Origin of the sequence: Paenibacillus violae (assembly GCF_032461945.1) — a bacterium.
GTDB lineage: Bacteria > Bacillota > Bacilli > Paenibacillales > NBRC-103111 > Paenibacillus_E > Paenibacillus_E violae.
Window position 1 is genome coordinate 1,521,623 of record NZ_JAWCUD010000001.1, and the last position, 21,829, is coordinate 1,543,451.

Annotated in this window: 22 protein-coding genes and 1 other annotated feature; of the genes, 14 read left to right on the top strand and 8 right to left on the bottom strand. The window is 41.6% G+C overall.

The genetic code is table 11. The features are described 5' to 3' along the window. Nucleotides 1–33: 33 nt before the first annotated feature. Both RQP52_RS06865 and RQP52_RS06870 read left to right on the top strand, forming a co-directional pair. Nucleotides 34–921 carry a carbohydrate ABC transporter permease gene (locus RQP52_RS06865; RefSeq protein WP_315950288.1) on the top strand — a complete coding sequence of 296 codons (888 nt, stop codon included), beginning with the start codon at nt 34–36 and terminating at the stop codon, nt 919–921. A gap of 18 nt (nt 922–939) precedes the next feature. Then, a complete protein-coding gene (locus RQP52_RS06870; protein ID WP_315950289.1) occupies nt 940–2,532 on the top strand; it encodes a type 2 periplasmic-binding domain-containing protein in 1,593 nt (530 codons plus the stop codon). Nucleotides 2,533–2,599: 67 nt separating this feature from the next. On the opposite strand, the gene RQP52_RS06875 is transcribed toward RQP52_RS06870, so the two are convergent. From RQP52_RS06875 to RQP52_RS06890, 4 genes are all read right to left on the bottom strand, one after another. Next, complete coding sequence (locus RQP52_RS06875) at nt 2,600–3,028, bottom strand: SRPBCC family protein (protein WP_315950291.1); 429 nt, start codon at nt 3,026–3,028, stop codon at nt 2,600–2,602. Beyond that, nucleotides 3,025–3,555, bottom strand: a complete 531-nt coding sequence (locus tag RQP52_RS06880) for an SRPBCC family protein (RefSeq protein WP_315950292.1) — start codon at nt 3,553–3,555, stop codon at nt 3,025–3,027. The genes RQP52_RS06875 and RQP52_RS06880 overlap by 4 nt, the downstream gene beginning before the upstream one ends. Further along, nucleotides 3,552–3,887 carry an ArsR/SmtB family transcription factor gene (locus RQP52_RS06885; protein WP_315950294.1) on the bottom strand — a complete coding sequence of 112 codons (336 nt, stop codon included), beginning with the start codon at nt 3,885–3,887 and terminating at the stop codon, nt 3,552–3,554. The genes RQP52_RS06880 and RQP52_RS06885 overlap by 4 nt, the downstream gene beginning before the upstream one ends. Nucleotides 3,888–4,016: 129 nt before the next feature. Continuing rightward, nucleotides 4,017–4,985, bottom strand: a complete 969-nt coding sequence (locus RQP52_RS06890) for a DMT family transporter (protein ID WP_315950296.1) — start codon at nt 4,983–4,985, stop codon at nt 4,017–4,019. A gap of 117 nt (nt 4,986–5,102) precedes the next feature. Between RQP52_RS06890 and RQP52_RS06895 the strand changes: the two genes are divergently transcribed. The 11 genes from RQP52_RS06895 to RQP52_RS06945 all read left to right on the top strand — a co-directional run bounded on the left by RQP52_RS06895 (nt 5,103) and on the right by RQP52_RS06945 (nt 17,464). Then, nucleotides 5,103–6,458, top strand: coding sequence for an aminotransferase-like domain-containing protein (locus RQP52_RS06895; RefSeq protein WP_315950297.1), 1,356 nt, complete (start codon nt 5,103–5,105; stop codon nt 6,456–6,458). Nucleotides 6,459–6,528: 70 nt separating this feature from the next. Further along, nucleotides 6,529–7,980 carry a spore germination protein gene (locus RQP52_RS06900; protein ID WP_315950299.1) on the top strand — a complete coding sequence of 484 codons (1,452 nt, stop codon included), beginning with the start codon at nt 6,529–6,531 and terminating at the stop codon, nt 7,978–7,980. 25 nt (nt 7,981–8,005) lie between these two features. Next, on the top strand, nt 8,006–9,094 hold the full coding sequence (locus RQP52_RS06905; RefSeq protein WP_315950301.1) for a GerAB/ArcD/ProY family transporter: 1,089 nt from the start codon (nt 8,006–8,008) through the stop codon (nt 9,092–9,094). Beyond that, nucleotides 9,091–10,173: a Ger(x)C family spore germination protein gene (locus RQP52_RS06910; protein WP_315950302.1), complete on the top strand. Its 1,083-nt coding sequence runs from the start codon at nt 9,091–9,093 to the stop codon at nt 10,171–10,173. Before RQP52_RS06905 ends, RQP52_RS06910 begins: the two co-directional genes overlap by 4 nt. Nucleotides 10,174–10,274: 101 nt before the next feature. Beyond that, a complete protein-coding gene (locus RQP52_RS06915; RefSeq protein WP_315950304.1) occupies nt 10,275–11,360 on the top strand; it encodes a GerAB/ArcD/ProY family transporter in 1,086 nt (361 codons plus the stop codon). A gap of 5 nt (nt 11,361–11,365) precedes the next feature. Beyond that, nucleotides 11,366–12,850, top strand: a complete 1,485-nt coding sequence (locus RQP52_RS06920) for a spore germination protein (protein ID WP_315950306.1) — start codon at nt 11,366–11,368, stop codon at nt 12,848–12,850. Beyond that, the gene (locus RQP52_RS06925; protein ID WP_315950309.1) at nt 12,847–13,998 is read left to right on the top strand and encodes a Ger(x)C family spore germination protein; all 1,152 of its coding nucleotides are present in this window, start codon (nt 12,847–12,849) and stop codon (nt 13,996–13,998) included. Before RQP52_RS06920 ends, RQP52_RS06925 begins: the two co-directional genes overlap by 4 nt. Nucleotides 13,999–14,341: 343 nt before the next feature. Then, nucleotides 14,342–15,529 carry an epoxide hydrolase family protein gene (locus RQP52_RS06930; RefSeq protein WP_315950310.1) on the top strand — a complete coding sequence of 396 codons (1,188 nt, stop codon included), beginning with the start codon at nt 14,342–14,344 and terminating at the stop codon, nt 15,527–15,529. 381 nt (nt 15,530–15,910) lie between these two features. Beyond that, complete coding sequence (locus RQP52_RS06935) at nt 15,911–16,075, top strand: hypothetical protein (RefSeq protein WP_315950311.1); 165 nt, start codon at nt 15,911–15,913, stop codon at nt 16,073–16,075. A 245-nt stretch (nt 16,076–16,320) separates the two neighbouring features. Beyond that, on the top strand, nt 16,321–16,587 hold the full coding sequence (locus RQP52_RS06940) for a DUF5316 family protein (protein ID WP_315950313.1): 267 nt from the start codon (nt 16,321–16,323) through the stop codon (nt 16,585–16,587). A gap of 310 nt (nt 16,588–16,897) precedes the next feature. Next, on the top strand, nt 16,898–17,464 hold the full coding sequence (locus tag RQP52_RS06945) for a GNAT family N-acetyltransferase (RefSeq protein ID WP_315950314.1): 567 nt from the start codon (nt 16,898–16,900) through the stop codon (nt 17,462–17,464). A gap of 1,087 nt (nt 17,465–18,551) precedes the next feature. Here the strand turns inward: RQP52_RS06945 and RQP52_RS06950 are convergent. From RQP52_RS06950 to RQP52_RS06965, 4 genes are all read right to left on the bottom strand, one after another. Continuing rightward, nucleotides 18,552–18,848 (bottom strand): GNAT family N-acetyltransferase, encoded by a 297-nt coding sequence (locus tag RQP52_RS06950; RefSeq protein ID WP_315950315.1) that lies wholly within the window; start codon nt 18,846–18,848, stop codon nt 18,552–18,554. 281 nt (nt 18,849–19,129) lie between these two features. Next, nucleotides 19,130–19,636, bottom strand: coding sequence for a GrpB family protein (locus RQP52_RS06955; protein ID WP_315950317.1), 507 nt, complete (start codon nt 19,634–19,636; stop codon nt 19,130–19,132). Between the two features lie 167 nt (nt 19,637–19,803). After that, entirely contained in the window at nt 19,804–20,610 is an 807-nt protein-coding gene (locus RQP52_RS06960) for a class I SAM-dependent methyltransferase (protein ID WP_315950319.1), read from the bottom strand. A 42-nt stretch (nt 20,611–20,652) separates the two neighbouring features. Beyond that, nucleotides 20,653–20,874, bottom strand: a binding site (T-box leader). 376 nt (nt 20,875–21,250) lie between these two features. Continuing rightward, nucleotides 21,251–21,580 carry a putative quinol monooxygenase gene (locus tag RQP52_RS06965; RefSeq protein WP_315950321.1) on the bottom strand — a complete coding sequence of 110 codons (330 nt, stop codon included), beginning with the start codon at nt 21,578–21,580 and terminating at the stop codon, nt 21,251–21,253. 60 nt (nt 21,581–21,640) lie between these two features. On the opposite strand from RQP52_RS06965, the gene RQP52_RS06970 reads away from it, so the two are divergent. After that, nucleotides 21,641–21,829: hypothetical protein (locus RQP52_RS06970; protein ID WP_315950323.1), on the top strand; the 189-nt coding region annotated here is incomplete at its 3' end.

The following is a 21,829-nucleotide window of genomic DNA, read 5'->3' on the forward strand; positions in this document are numbered from 1 at the left end:
TGTAAGGATTAAGGGGATGGAGGAAAACTGCCTATGAATAATACGAAAAAAACAACCGCAGAGACAATCGGCGAATTCTCGCTCTACCTGGTTATGATTGTGATTACGATAATCACCTTGTATCCTTTTTGGAATCAAGTGGTGACGTCGATCAGTTCCGAAAACACTCTATATACGACAGGGATGCTGCTTTTTCCGAGCAAGCTTTCCTTTGAAAGCTACCACGTTATTTTTCAATACAAAGCGATCTGGAACGGTTATGGCAACACGATTCTGCGTACAGTTCTGGCCGTAAGTCTAAGTCTAACCTTTACCGCGTTGTTCGCTTATCCATTATCCAAAAAGGATTTGCCTTTTAACCGAACCGTCACATCGCTCGTACTATTCACCATGCTGTTCAGTGGAGGTTTAATTCCCAATTATCTGCTAATTAAAAAGCTTGGCATTTATAACTCCATCTGGGCTCTTGTGTTGCCGAGTATGATTAGTGCGTTCAATGCGTTAATTATGAGGAATTTCTTCCGATCGATTCCGGACAGCTTGGAAGAGTCTGCGCGTGTGGACGGAGCGGGATACTTCTTTATTTTTCGTAAAATCATTGTGCCTTTATCCAAACCGGTTCTGGCTACTGTTGCTTTGTGGATCGCGGTTCAGCATTGGAATGCTTGGTTTGACGCTTTAATTTACATAACCGACCCGAAGAAGCAGGTGCTGCAGGTCGTCCTCAGAAAAATCATCGTGGATAACAATATGGATCAATTAAACGCAATGCTCTATCAATTTGATCAGAAGGATATGTTCTCTACTCGTCAGTTGCAAGCTACCGTCATTATGTTTTCTGTCATTCCTATGTTAGTGATTTACCCTTTCGTGCAAAAGTATTTTGTAAAAGGGATCATGATCGGTGCCGTGAAAGGATAAACAATGAGGATAGAAAGGGTGATCGGATTGAAAAAGGTTATTCCAGTGACATTAAGCTTCGCCTTGTTTGGGGTCGTACTGGCTGGTTGTTCAACGGGAAATGATGTAAAAGGGGAGCAAACCGCTGCACCACAGGTCCAGAAAAAAATGAAGTTAAGCTATCTGAATCAGAATTTCGATAAAACTGTCAAAGATTCTTATGCGATTAAGTATGTCGAGAACAAGTTCAATGTTGATATTGAACAACTCCCACGTTCGAAAGACAACTATAAAGACGAGCTTCTGCTGAAAGTGGCTTCTGGAGAAATCCCGGATGTTTGGGTGGATCTAGGTTTTCCTGAATATGAGAAACTGGTGAATCAGGGAGCTGTTGCCGAAATTCCGCAGGAGATGATTGAGAAGAATGCCCCGCATTATTGGGCTTGGTTGAAGAAGCATCTAGGTGATGATCCGTTGAAGTTATATAAGAGAGACGGTAAAAATTATTCCATGCCGATCATCCAGACGTTGGGGCCGGATCGTACGGTCGTTGGTTTGCGTAAGGATTGGCTAGATCAAGTGGGTATCACGAAAAACCCTGAAACGTTGGAAGAGTTTGAAGATGCTTTGCGCAAATTCCGCAATAATGATCCTGATAAAAACGGCAAAAAAGATACCTACGGTTGGACGGGACAAGCTGTAGGCGTGAAAGATATCTTCAGCCCGGTATTCGGTGCTTTCGGTGTATATCCAGGTACATTTACCGATAAGGACGGAAAAATCGTTCGGGGAGAGATTGAGCCGGGAGCGAAACAAGCGCTTACGCTGCTTAATAAATGGTACAAGGAAGAGCTGCTCGATCCAGAATTTGTGCTAAACAAAGGACAGAATGTGGACGATAAGATCATCTCCAGCAAAGCCGGAATTGTAACCGCTTCCTGGTACCAATTTATTACGAAAGCCGCTTTTTTTGATGGAAAATATTACGATAAACTTCGTGTCAATGTACCGAATGCCAATTGGGTGTTAACCGCTGGCCCCAAAGGTCCTGACGGACAACAGGGCACCGTCCAGTTAAACCCAATCGCAAGTTCAGGCGGCCAATTCGGCAAGCATATGGAAAATGACAAGGAGAAAATGGCCAAATATTTGCAGGTTGCAGATGCGACGGCTTTTGATGCGGAGACTTTTGAGAATATAGTGTATGGGGAAAAAGGAAAAACCTATAAGAAGGGAGAGAAAGGAGATTACAGTTATCTCCCTCCTTACGATAAAGAAGAAGAGCAGATCAAGTTCGGTATTGGTCAGCAGTATACGTTCCTAGGCAAATCATTTAACGATTATGACTTCCAAACTCCGTATATGACCCTTAATGAGTTGATGTCTTTACGCAAGGCTTCCGAACATATTGGCAAAGGAAAATACGATATCATGCAGCCGATTGCGATTCCAGCGTATAACGAAAACATCGATGCGCTTGACCAATTGACGCTGAAAACTTATATCGATATCATTACCGGACAGCGTCCTGCAAGCGATTTCGATAAGTATGTGGAAGAATGGAAAAAAGCCGGCGGTTCCAAGGTAATGGCCGAAGCCCAGAAGAAATATGAAGAGAATTTCAAAAAGTGAAAAGAAAAAGGAAAGCAGGAGGCATCCAGACATGTGCCGCGTGCTTTCCTTTTTAAATTTGAATCGGCTAATGAACTAACGCTGCACGTAAGGTCGAGATGCCGTGTTCCAGATAACCCTTAAGGCATGTCAAGGTATATACCCAACCTTCTTTGTTGCCTACAAGTAACGGAATTGACTCCTTGTCATCTGCAAAACCGTCCTCGTTCACTTCGACAATTGTGTTCATTTCATCCTTTGGCGTGAAGGTTATGGTGACGAGATGTACATGGCCGTAATCCCATTCGAAGGCAATTTTCTCGTCTTGCACGATTTCTTTAACTCTAATCTCGCCATCCGCATTATATTCATCATAGCGCAGCTTGATTGTTTTGCCGGATTCCCATCTCTCAGAACTGGAAGAGAACCAAAAGTTTCCGATCTTCTCAGGATCGACGAATGCTTCGAATACTTCATTAGCCGGTTTGGCAATGATCATTTTTGTTACATTGTTCATCGGTCACCCTCGCTTTCAAACAATTTTTTGTACTCGTCATGCAGCTCTTGCCATCCATAAAGAACAGCGTTGCTTCCAGCCATTGATGGCATCTGTTTGCCCTCGAGTATACCGGTTAGGCCTTTTAAACATAAAGTCCAACCCGCTGCAAGGGAAGGTGCCATTTGATAATCTGTGAAGCGATGACGGAGAATAAGAATGGTGTTGTTATCACTCACACTCAATTCCCAACGTAAAATGTCATTGCCCCACTTGAAAATAAGCAGGTGAGGGGCTTCCACCGTAAGCACTTCGCCTTGCCGTTTGACGTTTTCCTCAGCATGGTTCACATGGGAGAGTGCGACCGGTCCAGTCGATACAAGATCTCGATCTGTGGCAAAAGGGCCCCAAGCGGGTAGTTGATCCGATTCCGTCAGAGCAGCCCACACATCTTCAATCGGATGCTTAAGCGTTCGTTCAAGAATTAACACCCATTCTTCATCCGAATGGTTAAGGATGGGCATAACTTCTTCGTCGAGTGGTTTCATTGCAGGTTCTCCTTTTTAATCCGTTTTTGCCGATCAAGATGTTCTTCCAGCTTATCGACGTGTTGATTCCATTTGGCGCGATACGTACTTAACCAATCATCCACACCGGCTAGAGGACTTGCATCCAAAGAATAAATACGCCGCTGCGCATCTGCTTGGACACGTACGAGGCCGCACTCACGCAATAATCGTAAGTGGCTGGAAATAAGCGGCTGAGATAAACCCAACTCTTCGGTTAAATCTTTGACCGTTGAATCCGAACGCAGCAAACAGTCCAGGATTCGCCGCCGAGAAGGCTCGGCAATTATAGCATAAATATCGTGCAGGATCATCACCTCTTGTCTGTCTGATTAAAGTATAAATGTTTATTTATATAAATACAAGTGCATATAAGATGTGATAGGAAAATGAACAATTAAAAAAGACACCGAGAAGGTGTCTTTTTTAATTTTACGGACTGATTAACGGAAATCACTAGTGCGCGAGGACTGGGTGGAGCTTACTCGTTTGCCTCGCCATGACCCTGCATTCGTACAAAGCACTCCCGCGATAATAACAATTGCACCGATAATATGGTAGTAAGCAAGCTGTTCATTTAAGAAAACGAATCCCCCAACAATTGAAACCAAGGTAGCAAGATGATTGAACACACTTACCTTCGATGCCTCCAATTTGGATAAGGCGAAGTTGCTGAGCAAGCTGGAAACGAGCGAAGAGAGAACGCCCAAATAGAGAATAGACACTAAGAACACAGGGCTTGCAAATGGCTCAAAATAAAGCGATAGCGTTCCTGATGCCAAGTGCTGACTAACCGCCATGAGGTTGAAAACAAGGAAACCAATCATCGTCATCACATAGGTCATGGTGAACACCTTCAATCGCAAAGTCAGCTTCCTTGCAAGCACACTGTAACCCGCTAAAGAAAGGGCTGACAAAAGAATGAGCAGCGTACCTTTCATATTCGTCAAATCAATTGTCGTGCCTTTCATGACAAAGATGAAGATAACACCAGCAACAGAAAGTAACGTTGAAAGCTGTTGCAACCTTGTTGCACGTTCCTTCAGGAAATAAGCTGCTGCAATCATCGTGAAGATCGGCACGGTCGCGTGAATAATGCCTGCTTCTGCAGAAGTTGTGAACTGTAAGCCAAACGCTTGAAAAGCAAAGAACAGCGACGGATATAAGACAGCAAGTGGAAGAATAGCCAGCACATCCCGCAGTTGTATTTGCAGCTTCACCCATCCTAATAGAACAGGAATGGTGGCGGCGAGAAGAGAGATCGTAAAACGGTGAGCAAGGCTATCCAGCGGAGAAGCAACCGTTAAAGCTAATTTTCCAAACAGAAAAGAGAGTCCTACAATGGTGGAATAAATAACAATGGCTGAGTAGGCGAAGCGTTTTGTTTTGGTGTCGATTTGAGCAGTTGTCATGACGTTCCTCCTAGTATCTATACTTGATACGTATATCGTATCTCACCCTGTCATCATGCTACAATAAAGAAAACAGCAATCTGTACCGTTACAGATTGCAACTAAGGAGTTTGCCCGATGTACATATATTTGAAGCTAATGAATGAGCTGGAGGAATTGATACGGAAGGAGCCCTATAAGGATGGACAGAAACTTCCATCTATTCGCATGCTCTCGGAGCAGTATAAATGCAGCAAGAGTACGATCATTAAAGCATTGGATGAGTTGGAGAGGCGCCATCTCATCTATGCGATGCCTAAGAGCGGCTATTATGTGGTCAAAGGGATGAATGCCGCTCAGAGCGAAGCGTCTCCCATCTTGAATTTCTCAGCCGCTGCTCCTGATCCAAATGTGTTTCCGTATCTAGATTTTCAACATTGCATCAATAAAGCGATTGACACCTACCAGAAGGATTTATTTGTATATGGTACTGCCAAAGGCATGTCATCTCTAATCGAAATCGTACGTAAGCAGTTAATGGGTTATCAGGTGTTTACGGAAGAGCGGAACATCTTTGTGGTATCCGGAGTTCAGCAGGCATTGTCACTCCTTGCCGCAATGCCTTTCCCTAACGGGAAGCAGAAGATTCTGATCGAACAGCCTAGCTACCATCTGTTTATCGAGAATTTGGAGACGCGCCGTATGCCGGTGATCGGAATAGAGCGCAGCTATGCGGGAATTGATTTTGACAGACTGGAGAAAATTTTTCAAACCGAGGACATCAAGTTTTTTTATACTATGCCGCGGTTTCACAACCCTTTGGGCTGTTCTTATACGAGCAAAGAGAAGAAGCGACTTGCTAAGCTTGCTGCCAAATATGATGTATACATCGTTGAAGATGATTACCTCGCCGACTTCGAACAGGACAGCAAGGCCGATCCCATTTTTGCGCAGGACGATTCGTCACATGTCATTTATTTGAAAAGTTATTCCAAAATCATTTTCCCCGGTCTACGCATCGGCATTGCAGTCATACCTGTTCAGCTCGCTGAAACGTTCAGGCTGTACAAGAAACATGACGATATCGACAGTTCCATGTTGTCGCAGGCCGCTCTTGAAATCTATTTACGCAGTGGTATGTTCGATCGCCATCTTGCCAAAATCCGGAGCAGATATGCTGCACGGGCGAAGCTGCTCGATGCTGCACTTAAGAAGGAAGCTGCCCGCAGCGGCGGCGCCTTCACTTACGAACATTCTAATTATCCATTTATACATACGCATATCATGCTGCATGAAACAATTTCTGCTGAGAAGCTAATTGCTAAATTAAAGAGAAGCTCAATTCTGTTGGAGTCAATGGACCGGAATTATTTAAACAATTTCGAGAGGGAAAATATAGTGAAACTAAACGCTACGAACGTGAACGAGGATGAGATTGAAAGAGGGATAGAACGGATTAGCGCCATTATAGCGGAGTCGATTCAGTTGCATTGATTTTGTATAATTTTCCACTTAGTGTGACACAATGAGGTGAGAAATTATACGGAGAAAAGAGTGATTAGAAGTGAATTCAATCCCTCCATTATGGAAGGAGCTAAGTCAATCAGCAGATTTCGTGTGCTACGAACATCAAATGAACTCGGTTCCTTTGTATATCGGTTATTTTAAATCTCTCATAGAGTCAGAAATCTTGCAGCAGCATATACTGAGCTGTTTGAGTAACTTAACGAACAGATCTTTCGAGGATTTGTACCCATTGATACCCATAGCCGAGAAAGAAATATCGTCCGATTGGGATCTCATTCAAAGTAAAATATATCGGGGATACGTGGCCATTCAATATGGCCATCAAAGCATACCTTGTATTTTGGTCAACGCAGCTTCATCTAATGGTCGTAATGTAACCAATCCCGAAGTTGAATTCACCGTGGAAGGGCCGAAAGAAGCCTTTGTTGAATCATTGGACATCAATTTGAACTTGATTCGCAAACGAGTTCCCAGTCCTGATTTACGTATAAAAGAGTACATGGTGGGGAGTTTAGGTAAGTCAAGAGTTGCGATTTGTTACTTGGAAGGATTAACGAACAAACAATATTTACAAACATTTATTCAGCGCATTCAGGATGTGCAATTTGATCAAATTACGGATAGCTCTTTGCTTCAACAAATGATCGAAGATAATTCCAACTCCATCTTTCCCCAGTCGATCGGAACCGAAAGGCCTGATTACGTAGCCTGGGCCGTATCTTCTGGGCAAATTTGCGCATTGAAGGATGGATCCCCAAGTGCTTTTTTTGCGCCGGTGAACCTGTGGCAATTTTTCATTACCTATGAAGATTATTATTTGCCATGGATTATTGCCTCCTTATTGCGGCTGATTCGCATGTGCTCAGTGCTGTTTTCCGTCTTTGCCTCATCATTTTATGTTGCTGTAATGACTTATCACGGACAAAGCATTTCCAACGTCTTTTTGCCCACGATCGTTTCTTCGAGGATCAATGTACCTTTTCCACCAATAGTAGAAGTCATCATTATGGAACTTGTTATTGAATTATTAAGGGAAGCTGGTGCTAGATTGCCTACGAAAATCGGACAGACCATCGGCATCGTTGGAGGTATTGTTCTCGGTACGGCGGCAGTCGAAGCTGCGCTAACAAGCAATTTCCTATTAATTATCGTGGCGCTATCGGCATTGGCCTCGTTCACAACGCCTATTTTTCGCATGAGCGCTACCATACGAATTCTTCGGTTTCCGTTTATTATCGCAGCGCAAATATGGGGGTTATTAGGTATTTTTATTTGCACAATTGCCTTGGTTGCACATCTGTTGCGGTTATCATCTCTCGGGATGCCATATCTGGTTCCTTTCTACCCTTTACGCACTTCCGATTTATATGATACCGTCATTCGTCCACCATATTCCAAATTTCATTACAGATATAGCTTTCTCCGTACACTCAAACCTGCGAGATTTAATAAGAAAAATGTAAACGCAAAAAGAGACATCGATGATTGAAACAGCTCTGGGAGTGATATAAAAGATGAAATCAACTGAACATCCACGATTTACCATATCACCTTATCTGGTTTTCGTTTTGATTCATAGCATGCAGTTCGGACCCGAATATCTGTCCATGTCGAATATTCCAATTCAATTGGCTGGACAAGATACCTGGATTTCTATTATCCTCTGCGGTCTCAGTTTCCACGTCATTATTTGGATGATGTATCGAATACTTAACCGAAACGAGACGGATCTAATTCAAATCCATCAACAATTTTTCGGGAAATTGGCAGGTGGAGGTCTTAACTTTATCTTTATCATTTACTTCCTGCTAATTGCCAGTTTTCAATTGCGTTTTTTTATAGAAATAATACAAGTATGGCTATTTAAAGATCTCGAAACATGGTCATTGGCATTAGTCATGCTCCTACTTGTCTATTACATTGTCGCAGGGGGGTTTCGAGTTATTGTAGGCATTTGTATGTTTAGCTTATTGCGAATTGTGACCATCTTAGCCATGTTTTTTCCAGCGGATTATTTTCATTTCAACAATTTAATTCCTCTATTCGATCACTCGTTAAGTGAAATCGTCAAAGCAGGTAAGGAGATGACATTTCCCTTCTTAGGTGTGGAAATGCTCTTCTTTTGCTACACATTCATCAAAACTCCTCAAAAATCTCAAAAATGGGCGCATTTCGCGAATTTCATCACCACAGTATCTTACCTACTCGTTATATTCTTTTCCTTGTTATTATTTAAACCGGAGCAATTATCTGTAGAAATCTGGTCGCAATTAACCAAATATAAATTTATACAATTCCCTTTTATAGAACGATTTGACTATATTGGCGCTGCAGCACAGCTATTATGGGTAGTTCCTATTTTGTGCTTCTGTATTTGGGCTGCAAGCCGAGTGTGTAAACTCATGTTTACTGTGAAACAAAGAAGAGCACTGCCGATCTTATTAATTCTCGTTTTTGTGGCGGTATGCTTTATTCCAGATCATTCTCATATTGAAGTCGTTCAAAAAATACTATACGATATCGGATTTTACCTCATCTATGCCTATATTCCATTTGTATTTTTAGTTGACGTTATCAGAATGAAAGTGAGAAGAACCGTATGATTCGTTTTTTATACTTCGTAGTGCTCATCGTGAGTATGCTATTGACTGGGTGCGTAAAGCAAGATGTTATAGACAAAATCACGATTTCATTCACCGGCGCTTTCGATGAAGCCCCCGATGATCAAATCGAATTTACGATAGCGGCAATAAAGTTTCAAGCCGATAAATCCCGCTCTGTATCTAATGCTCTGTATTCAAAGGTCGGACATACAAGTAAGAACATTTTGGAAATAATGGATATGCAATTAAACCGTCCTATTAAACCTGGAAAAATATCAGTCCTCTTAATTGGAAAAGAATTGGCGGAAAGAGGGTTAGCGGATAAATTAGACGTGATCTTGCGGGACGCTATAGCTTCACGAAGGATGTATGTAGCCGTTGCTGAAGGCAAAGGAAAGGAAATATTGCAAGCAAATTTCAGCTCGAATGAAGAAAAAGGGATGTATTTGTATAATCTATTCGACTCGAATGTACGCACTGGACTTGTTCCGAGGCAGAACCTTCACGATTTTGAGTACGCTTTTTTGGGCAAAGGAATGGACCCTTTTTTGCCGCTTCTTTCCTTGCAGCCTAATGGTCAAGTGCAGATTTCCGGATTGGCGTTATTTAAGGATGACAAATACGTCCTGTCACTGAGCGAAAAGCAAATGCGCGTCATGAAGCTTTTACTCGAAAATGTAAGGTACGGCACACTTGAAACAAAGCTTGAAAATGGACCGTACATGGCAATTAAAAACATCGGTTCAAAAGTGAACTATAGCATCGGTAAGGAACCGAAAAGTCCAAAAGTGACGATAAATCTGAGCTTAAACACGGAAGTTATCGACTCAAAGGGGATTGCGTTAACGAAACAAGAGCAGCAGAGAATAAAAGAGAGTTTCGAAAAAGATATTCGTACGACTGGTGTGGATCTCCTACAACTATTTAGAAAGGAAGAGATTGATCCACTCGGTTTAGGGGATTTCGTTAGAAGCAAAACACGAAATTGGAACGAAGAAGCGTGGAAAGAGGAATATCCAATGATGAACGTTAGATTGAATGTAACAGTGAATTTAACGGAGATCGGAATCAGGAAATGAAAGGAAATATAAGTGAATAATAAATGCAACAAAGGGATAAAATTACAAAGAATCTTTTCATAATAAATGTCAATTCATAGCAGCATTGTGAGGAAAATAATATGGACGGAACACAAGGGAAAATCGGTATTGTATCCATCATTATGGTCATGATGCTGTTCAATGGTTTGACTAGTCATGTTATTGTAAATCCGTTGGTATTGGATACATCGGGTAGAGATGCTTGGATATCTGTTCTAATGACGGCAGTTCTCTACCTGCCTTGGTGCGCACTTCTTGTTTATATAATGAGAAAATCAGGTCAACAGGAGCTGCGGACATGGTTGATCAAGCAAACAAGCCCTCTTATTGCTTGGATCATCATAGCTCCGATTTGCGTGGAGCTGTTTTTGATTGGTGGCATGACGGTTATCCAAACGGAGATATGGACCGTCACTAACTATTTGCCTGCAACTCCACAATATATATTAATTATTGCGTTAGTTTCGGTTTGTTATTACTCGGCCTATAATGGCATTCGCACGATAACGATAGTAGCCGGTATTCTTCTTCCTACGGTTGTCTGCCTCGGATACTTCGTTTCCATTGCCAATACGCCTGAGAAAGATTACGCGCTTCTCAAGCCTTTTCTTGAACATGGTTGGCAGCCGGCTCTGAACGGAATGGTTTATACGGGAGGAGCATTAGTGGAGATCATGCTGCTGCTATTGTTCCAACACCGTTTTAAATCGAAAATGCGGGTCTGGCAAGTGCTGCTGCTCGGTATAATTCTGGTATACATTACTTTAGGTCCTTTGGTAGGAGCGATCACGGAATTTGGTCCTCAAGAAGCTGCCAAGCAGATGGTATCCCCATATGAGCAATGGCGCCTTGTCAAAATAGGTTCGTATATCGAGCACGTCGATTTCTTGTCTGTGTATCAATGGTTGGCTGGAGCAACTATACGAATTAGTCTCTCTCTTTTTTTATTAGCGGAAATAATCCCTTATAAAAAGGCAGAAATGCGGCGTTGGTTCATTCTGGTTTTAACGCTTTGCATTTTCATGTTTTCAATGATTGTAACGCACCAAAATTCGTTCTATTTATGGATGTACAAAATTTATTTTCCTGTAACTCTGATTTTCACTCTAGTCATAACAATTGTTTTAGCTGTAATTGCATGGATGGCCAAACCCACCAAGGAGTGAGCAACATGAGCGTTAGCAATACTCAATCTGGCGATGTAACGAAAGAGCAGATGCTTCGGCAATTATTCGCAAACTGTTCTGACGTGCAAATACAGACTTACTTATTTGGTGAGGATGATCCGTCATCCACGATTATGATGATCTATGCAGAAGGTTTATGTGATGCCGTTCAACTGGGGAAAATCGTCCTGCCGGAGTTGAATAAAGTTTATAGAGAAAATGGCTTCGAATATTTGCAAAACGGATATGTGCTTAGCTCTTTACCTCTCATTTCATTTGATGGAGAAGCGACTGAGCAAGAGATGACAGATTGTGTCTTTCAAGGCGATCTTCTGCTTGTTTTTGTTGCTTCAGATGCGATGTATAAGCTTAACATTTGCAACCGTCCTCAGCGCACACCTGATGAATCGAGTGTCGAGATTTCTATCAAAGGGCCGAAAGATGGATTTGTGGAAGAGTTTTCGACGAATATAGCCCTGATTCGCAAACGAATTCGAAGCAATTCCTTATGCTGTGAAACGTTCATTCTCGGAAGAAGAACGAGAACGAAGATCGGACTTATGTATATTAATGACATTTTGGCTCCAAATATTTTAGAGGAAGCTCGTTCTCGCTTAAATAAAGTCGATGTCGATGGCATTTATAGTATCAGTCAAGTGGAAGAAGCACTTACCGATAAGAAATTTGCGCTATTTCCTATAACGGACTTCACGGGTAGGCCCGATTATGCAGTCAACTGCCTGTTGGCCGGACGATTTATTATTATTGTGGACGGCAACCCTTTGATCTTAATTGCACCAGGGAACTTTTCATTGATTATGAAATCCCCGGAGGATATTCATTTCAGTTTTCAATACGTGACTTTTGCTCGCTTGATCCGTTTTTTAAGTTTCTGGATTTCGATTCTCTTGCCTGGTTTCTGGGTGGCTCTTACTGCGTTTCACCAAGATCAAATTCCATTTCGGCTCATGGCGACAATATCGGTAGCAAGAATCGGTTTGCCTTTATCAGCACAGATGGAAATGTTTACTTTGCTGTTCCTCCTAGAGGTTTTTCGAGAGGCCGGTGTGCGATTGCCTAGCTCCATTGGACAAACATTAACGGTTATCGGTGGGTTAGTCATTGGTGATGCCTCCATACGCGCAGGTTTGGTTTCCCCTTCGGTAGTGGTGGTTGGGGCGATTACCGCAATCATGGGAGCTACGCTTGTTAATCAGACCTTGGGCACAGTCGTAAGTGTGATCCGGTTGATTATTTTCCTAGCTTCAGCCGTCATTGGGATGTATGGGCTCATTTTGGGTATGGTTTTGTTAGTGATTCACATGTCCAAAATCAAATCGTTCGGGATCCCTTTTTTATCCCCGTTGTCCCCGCCTAATTACAAAGACCTATTTAAGAGCTTTATAAGGTTTCCATGGGCTAAAATGCGTTTTCGTCCGCAAGAGCTGCACACGATCGATTCAGACCATAAAGGGAAAGATCCCGAATGAGGAAACTCGGTCTTTTTCTAATCGTCCTAACCTTTCTAATTCTCCAATCGGGTTGTTGGAATTCCAAAGATATTCAAACCATGGCCTATGTGACAGCGATCGGATTGGATTACGAAAATGGAAAATATATCACCTATGTACAAGTGCTCAATTTTGCCAATGTGTCCAAAGCGGACTCATCACAGCTAGGGAAGAATATCCCCATATGGATTGGGAAAGGAGAAGGGGAAACGGTCACTGAAACGTTTAATGCGATTTATGCAACTTCCCAACTGAGAGTGTATTGGGGGCATGTGAAATCAATTGTGTGCACGGAAAGATTTTTAAAGAATGGTAAAAGAGTCAAAGAGGCTTACGATATGATAAACCGCTATCGGGAAATCCGTTATAACGTTCTTTTGTATGGAACAAAAGAGTCGTTAAACGATTTATTTCAGCAGAAGTCGATTCTGAATCTATCTCCGACAGATACCTTATTGGACAATCCGGCACAAATCTATTCTCAGCGTTCGTATATTACGCCGCATTACGGTTTCAAGATTATTTCAGAGATAAATGAACCAGGGCAATACGCCATGCTTCCTTCAATCGCTCTTGACAGGGAAGAATGGACCGAAGATAAACAGCCAAGATCGATGTTTAGAATCGATGGGGCGTTTTATCTAAGGGGTAGCCAATCCCTAGGATGGATGTCCGAAAAAGAACTGGAAGGTTTCCGATGGCTTCAAGAAAAACTGTCGCGTTCCCCGATCAACATTCCGGATACGAAGAAGCCTATTGCGGCAATAGTTATGATTGAGCCGAAATCGCGTATTCTGCCTACTATTCGAAATGGACAGGTGTACTATACGATTAAATTGAAAATAAATGCCTATGTAGATGAAATGGTGGAGGATATTTCACCACAAGACATGCAGAAACTTGCGGAGCATGTGATTGAAGATCAGCTCAGAAAAACCTATGAGATAGGACTTAGCAAAAAAATAGACGTGCTGCAATTGGGCGAGCGGCTTTACAGGAACTATCCGAATAAATGGCATGAACTCAACCAGCGCAACGACTTCAATTTGGATGCCGACTCTCTTGATAAAGTGGAGGTCAAGGTTAAACTGCAGCACACTGGCAAATATAAGGCTAGAGCGCATTAATGTTTGCGCTGCTGCAGGACAAGATAGCATTTATCTATAGAAAAACCGCGCAACAATAACAGGGGCGATGAAGTTGATGCCCAGCACACTGCCAACAACAATTCACATAAACCACTCTGTGTTAAAGATAGACAGGTAGATGGGGCGGAATGATAAAAGTCCATTCAAGTCCGCAGACAAAAACGATAGATTGGATCGCTGCCGCAGTGCTACTAATCGCTGTCGAGAGCAAACAGGGGGATAGGGTTTATTAGAACGTCAACACCTATCACTAATAATTCGGGTATGACCATCATATAAATCGGGAGAAAGGCTACCATTGGAAAGAAAAAGGAGATTGCCAATGAGAGACAATACCGCCGTTCGACCGTTTAGACCTGGGTTTGCTCAGGAATCGGCGCTTATGGACCTACGCCGGCGAGTCGCAGCGACAAGATGGCCCGACAAGGAAACAGCGACGGGTCAGTCGCAAGGCGTTTCGCTTGAGACGATTCAAACCATCGCGCGCTATTGGGCAACCGAATACGACTGGCGCAAATTCGAATCACGACTGAACGCCATCCCACAATTCGTGACGGAAATCGACGGCTTGGATATTCAATTCATTCATGTACGATCGAGTCATGAAGGAGCGATCCCAATGATTCTGACGCACGGATGGTCGGGCTCGATTGTCGAATTGCTAAAAGTCATAGATCCGCTGACCCGGCCGACGGCGTATGGAGCTTCGCCTTCGGACGAGTTCCACGTTGTGATTCCTTCGCTGCCGGGTTACGCGTTCTCCGGCAAGCCGAACAAGCTCGGTTGGGATATTCCACGAATTGCCTGGGCCTGGGCAGTGCTCATGAACCGGCTAGGCTATACGAAATACGTGGCACAAGGGGGCGATTGGGGCGCATTAGTCTCGGACATGATGGGTGTGCAGCAGGTTCCGGGGTTGTTCGCCATTCACAGCAATATGCCCGGCACGGTGCCTCCCACCTACGAAACGGCAATCATTAACGGGGAGCCGATGCCAGCCGATTTAACACAAGAACAGAAAAACGCCTGGATGCAGATGGATTTCTTTTATCAGCATGTCGGTTACTCCGCAATTATGGGGAGGCGTCCGCAAACGCTAACTGGGCTGGCTGATTCGCCGGCGGGTCTCGCGGCATTCAATCTTGACCATGATGCAAAAAGCCTGGATCTCATTTCGGGAGCTTTCTTCGGTCACCCCGGGGGTATTTCGCGAGATGATTTCCTCGATAACGTTACACTCTATTGGCTGACGAACACGCCTGTCTCTGCGGCACGTCTCTATTGGGAAAACAAGCTCCCGTTCTTCTCGGTCAAAGGCGTCAATAACATCCCAGTCGCCATCAGCGTCTTTCCCGACGAGCTCTATCAGGCTCCGCTAAGTTGGGCCAAGGAAGCGTACCCGAAGCTGTTCTATTACAACCGTGTCGCCACGGGAGGACATTTTGCCGCTTGGCAGGTGCCGATGCTGTTCTCTGAGGAGCTTCGCACGGCATTCCGACCATTTCGTTAGAGAAGGGATTTCGAGATAGAGAAAAAAACGGTCAAAGGTTCAAAGGGGGCAAAGGGGCAACGAGAGGAAACGGAACGCGAGATAGAACAAATATGTGTGTTCATAAAAACTGATCGCAATGATCCAGTTCCTGAAGCACTTTTTTGAAATGTCGGTTGTCAAGAACATTGTCCGAATGAAGTCCGTGTAAATCGCGGGCTTATTTAGTTATCGAATCAAGTTCTTGTCATTTGGCGATGACAAGAACTTGATCCGATTCCCGATTCGTAACAAGAACATTGTCCGATTACCAACTTGCATTAGACTGAGTTTAACTTGCTAAACTAGCAGGGAGTTTAATGGAATAATATGTATGATAAAATGGTTTTCTGGAGGTGTTTCATGCAAAAGGCAATTGTAGTTCAATATTATAACGATAAAAAGAATAACTTAAGTGATTTAAATCAGCTTTTAGAAGAGGGATGGAAGGTTGTATCTCAGAGTGCTATGTCAGGCGGTGAGATGGGTGCAACAGTTTATTCACTTGTTATATTAGAGAAAAATTAGGAAACAATGCTTGAGATTCATTGAAGAAACTAGGAACGAGAGTTAAGTTAGTGTAACGTAATTGAAATCTTACATTCATGTGATATTAATGAATTAAGCCTATAATAAAACTCGACCCCTTTTAAATATAAACCTTAGACCCTCAGCCCGTTGCTGTGGGTCTCTTTTTTGCTATTCAACGAAAGGGCAGTTTAGTTCCAATATGTGGTAATATAAGGGAAAAGGCTTAGGGAAGGCGTTTAAACTTGATATCAGCTAAAATATCTCTTATAAGTGGACTCTTTGTTACATTAATTATTTTTGTTTTGTCATTTTTTCTAAACAGTGGTTTATGTCAACGAATATCGGGCTGGATTGGTTTAATTCTAATAATCGCTACTATTATTACAAGTGGCTCACTGATATCAGGTGACCGCCAACGAGCTAATGATAATACAGAAGCCACCAATGATAAAAAACAAAGGGAAAGTACCCGCGGTGAGAATAATACAAGCACTACTCGCGGACTGTAGAATTTAGATACATTGATACTTATGATGCGAAACGACAATGGAATAGAGTGTATGATGGATGTGATGGATTTAGAAAATTAGAAAAATTCTTTTTTGATTTAAATTGGTTTTATCCCGACTTTCAAAGTAATAAGAAATAGTATATCGTGGACCTGAATATGAGAAATATGATTGAACTAACGGAGAACGATAGTTGAACCATAACTGGGAGAAGAACCTTCGGTGTTGCTCTTTGTTCCATTGATATAACGGAAGATTAGCTCAAAAAAGTTGTAATAAAATATAAATAAACGATTTGGAGGAGGAGACAATGTTTATACATAAGATTGATGAGGACTTATCTTTAAAACTAATAGAATTAAGGGATGGAGAGAGGATATATGAATTAACAAATAATTCAAGAGGTTATCTAAGAGAATGGCTTCCTTGGCTTGATGCTACAATACAACTTGAAGATACAATAGAGTTTATCAAAATATGTCTAAAAGGTTTCGCTGAAAATAAGAGCTTGAATACAGTTATATTATTTAAAGGGAAAATTGTTGGAGTTGCAGGCTACAATAGTATAAATTGGTCAAACAAAACTGCATATATAGGTTATTGGCTTGGAGAAGAATTTCAAGGGAATGGAATTATGACCAGGGTGGCTAGTGCATTAACCGATTATGCAATTAGTGAGTTAAACCTAAATAAAGTTGAAATTAGGGCTGCAGTAGGGAATAAGAAAAGTAGGAGTATTCCCGAAAGATTAAAATTTGTAAATGAAGGATGCATTAGGCGAGCAGAATGGTTATATGACCACTATGTAGACCACATTATTTATGGAATTTTGGCAGAAGAATGGAACAAAAATAGCCAGGCCTTTATTCAACTATAGTAAGAACGTTAGTTAAAAATAAGGAAACTGATCATGGGTATCTTATTGTGATCAGTTAAAATCTTCAGGAGTGATTCCAAATGGAGGTTATGTCTTGAAAGAAATTCTCGATATAATAAAATACAGCTGTATAGATGAAATTTATTTAACTGGTTTCGTAGATACAGATAATGTAGGGGTCACTGAATTTACAGCTCCAATTACTAATTGATCTGGAAGATGTTATCCCAGCAAAATCAAGAATAAGCAATATAATATTGAATAATCCTTCAATAGATAATAAAGTTGCAGCAATCGAGTTTTATAACTTACAAGTAAATAATCTTAGCGAAATATTATGTGATGCAATGAAAATAATACTTCAAAATAATCAAGAAATATTCTTGGACTCTTCTTTTTTGGGGATCAATATAGGTCAATCCGAAGTAGAAAAATTATGGAGAGATAGCTAACGGGGAACGGTAGCTTAATAAACATGAAGAATCGGCAACCTGCATATGAACCGCATTTACTCCTTCTGCTTCCCCAATTAGGAAACAACTATGCCTATTGGACGCCCTATAAAGAAAGATATAAACTGCCTCAAGGCGGTGAAGAGTACTTACATCAGTTCGCTCGACGATGGTTATGTTTAGCTTTAATGATGCGGTAAGAATTTTAGTTGAACTTATGCCAATCCGAATTGTAATTCCTGTTTGTGCCATTACCGACCCGCGGTTTTATTGTATTTTCATTTAGTGTCACACACCAATAATGGACATCCGTTATCTAGAAACGGTATGTCCATTATTTTTTTGTTTTATAAAGGTAGGGAGGAGAGGAATGTCTACGTTTTTCCATGTATTTCGTCCGGAAGGAAGTAGGCGCGATGTAGATGAACTAAGTAATACATGTTCACAAAACCCGTATTTTATACATATGTCCTGCCGTGTGACAGCATATCTCTGAATGCCCCTATCTCGGTGTCGGATGTTCTATCTCCCCCCACCTTCAGACGCTTTCAAAAAATGAATGAACTGCGTCTTATTTAGTGCGTCCTTTTTCTGATACTCCCGATTTAATTTTCATGGGAGCTTAATCGATTTTCTTAGAACACCTTCACCATCGTGTAAAACGAACTGCCTGGCGGATAATCTTTAATCTCCCCAACAACTTGGTAACCTTTTAATTCATAGAATGAACGAGCTTGAAAATCAAAAGTCGTTAATTTCGCTTGTACTGCACCTATCTGTTTTGCAATTACTTCTGCATTTTCAAGTAATTTAGAACCTAATCCCTCACCACGATAGTCTTCATGAACCCAAAAATAGTCAATTTCAAGCCAGTTCCAGCATACCTGTGCCGTTATACCGCCAACCCAGTTATGATTGTCATCTAATACCATAATGTTGATTGGTTGAACAGACCCTTCTTTTCTTTTCTTTTCTCAAGATGATGAAAGGAATGTTCATTATTGAATTCTTTCATCATCTTGTTTAAAAAAGTGGAAAAATCAAGGTTTTCCTCTAAAATAACCTCTACGTTGTACGCCATCATTCAACCCTCCAGTGTTTAGTACCAATTAGAAACTGCACTATTCTGCCAGTTAACGTAATGAAGCTGCCAATCTGCCGACAGCTTCGTCATTCAACTATAGTATCCGTAATAACTCAGGATGAACTAATATTATTTCCAACCAGCTCGTTGTAGCACCTCTCTTACAAAGTCGCCTTTGGCATTAGTGTAAGCAAAACGGCCATTCTGGAATCGTTGTGCAAGTTCCAACTTTAAGTCACCATATTGTTTTGCATCTTCTGGATGACTTCTTAAATAGTCTCGAAAGAGGACATGGCGCTTATACTCGGCGTTGTCCATGGTGCAGACGTATAGGTGATGCCAAGTTACATTGGCAGGTGGAATAAAAGCCTCTCGTCCAGCAGTTCCTAAGTCTCCTTCATGAACGTAGCCAATGGTAGCTAGCCTTTGAATAGCCATAAGGACATCCGATTGCGTAGACACTACCACGTCGATATCAACAATCGGCTTCGCTGCCAGTCCTGGAACTGATGTACTGCCAACGTGTTCTATTGTGACTACAAAATCGCTTAAAACAGGAAGTACAAAGCCTCGTAACTGTTCAAACAATTGAACCCAACTAGGGTCATATTCACGTACTATTAGACTGGTACCCATCAAACTCCTACTGACTGTTACAACATGTATACAAATTTAATGCGTAGTAGAAGTGTGTATTCTTGCATGTTACTTTAACAGACAAAGCCAGCCGATCATGTGCTGGCTGCCTTCATATTAGATTGAACTATGGATTCCCCGTTTCTTCAAGAAACTAACTTATGCATTTAACTTCTTTTCCCTATGTAGAGCAAATGAGATGATACCCCTAACACTGATGGATCCCCGGCAATTCTTATAAGTAGTTCAATTAACTTTTCCTTTTCACCTTGATCGGTCCAATATTGTTTCTGTTCGTTATTTATTAATGCACCGAGATTAGAAGAACCAATTAAGTCAATCGTTTCGAACCCGTGGCTCTCCATAAATGGTTTGATGTCTTCAATACTGTAATAATATGCACCTGTGAAACGACCTCGATCAGTGTGATTAAAAATTCCTTCTTCTAAGAATTTATTAATGGAACCTATATTATCATTTGGTTTCCAAAATGTTGGGAAGAGCAAGGAAGTAAGTAACATCCTCATTCGACTTTGGAAAGCTACAAAAACAATACCGTTATTTTTGGTTACACGATGCAATTCCCTAACTGCAGCTATTCGATCATTTTCGTTCTGCAAATGATATAAGGGGCCTAACATAAGAGAAGCATCGAAATTTTCATTTGATATTCCCTGCAAATTAGTAGCGTTCAACAAATGGAATCCGCTAAATTTCTCAGTTAATCCCAGCTCGTTTGCCTTTTCTTTTGCCATCTCGACTAATTTAGGTGTGATATCAGAGAGGGTCACGTTATATCCTTGTTTTGCTAATTCAAACGAGTATTTTCCTGGTCCAGCACCATTATCTAAGATTGAACCAGAATTCGGCAGGTATTTCTTTATATAATGCCAATTAATAGTGAATTCTAGTGGCTCCCTATCTAACCTTCCCCACTCATCAAAACTTGAATAATAATCAATAACATTCTTCATACTTACTTCCTCCCTTTTTTAAATACAAAAAACCCATCGCCTCAAAGAGGCGATAGGTATTACCTTCGCGGTACCACTCTTCTTGATTTATAACAAAATTCATCACAAATCCTTAGGACCGGATTACGGAGGTTACCCGTTAAGACTTACTGACTTCAGTCTTACCGCTTATGGGTGAGTTGGGGAACCTTTACACTGTCTCGCACCGGCCGACAGTTCTCTGGGCAATAGGTATTCCTTAATAATCCCAATCATTGCGTTTTGAAATATTTAATTTTGAATTGTTATGCCAGTATATAATCCCAAATAATTCCTGTCAATCTAATATTTAACCATTAATTATATAATGAAGCAGGGAACGGTTGCCGGCTGTTGTAGTGTTGTGATTTAACTATCGTTCCCAGTTAGCTTAAAGATCGGTTATGCTTTCCAATTGTGTGATGCTGCATAAATTATGATGTTCTCAAATAACCCCTGCTTGTACCCTATGTAACCCTCCATCTCAAGAAGCGAATGTAGTGTCAAACGAACAGCCTCCGTGGTCAATCCTTGTCCGTTTAACGGCTCATCCATGAAGTACCCCAGTGATCAGCTTGCTCATCTGAAATTCGTTCTAAATCAATCTATACAGGTAAGATATTTATTCTTTTGTGTAATCGAACGTTTTTACAACCTCGTACATGCCAGATTCGAATGTTGCCATTGTGAGTGCTTCTTTAAAAAAAGGTAACGGTCTTGGATCGTCGCGCATCGCTTGATAAAGCTCCAAGCTTTGCCATTGAGCGTACATCGTTACTTTTGTTCCATCTGTGCTTTTGTGTAATGCACAAGAAATAAAACCGGGTGTAAATTTAACTGAACTTTCTGTTACCTGAGTCAACAGTTCCACGACACGTTCCTGATTTTCTGGTTCAACTTTGAAGACGTTAATAAAAGTCAAAATTGGTTCATTAGCTTTGATTTGTGTCATTTTATTTTTCCTCCTCTAAATGGCAAAGATATTATAGATTGATCCCTTTTAACTCAAGATATGCAGACAAACCTACAGCACCAAATTCGCGTCCGATACTGCTCGCTTTTTAGCCACCGTGCTATGCTGCCCGTTACTTCCCTCGGTATTAAGGGATTTTCTCACGTTTACTCGCTCATTCGCAGGATTACATCCCTCTTGGAAAAAGGATACAACGGTTTAGTAGTGGTGGTGGCACCACCGAACGGC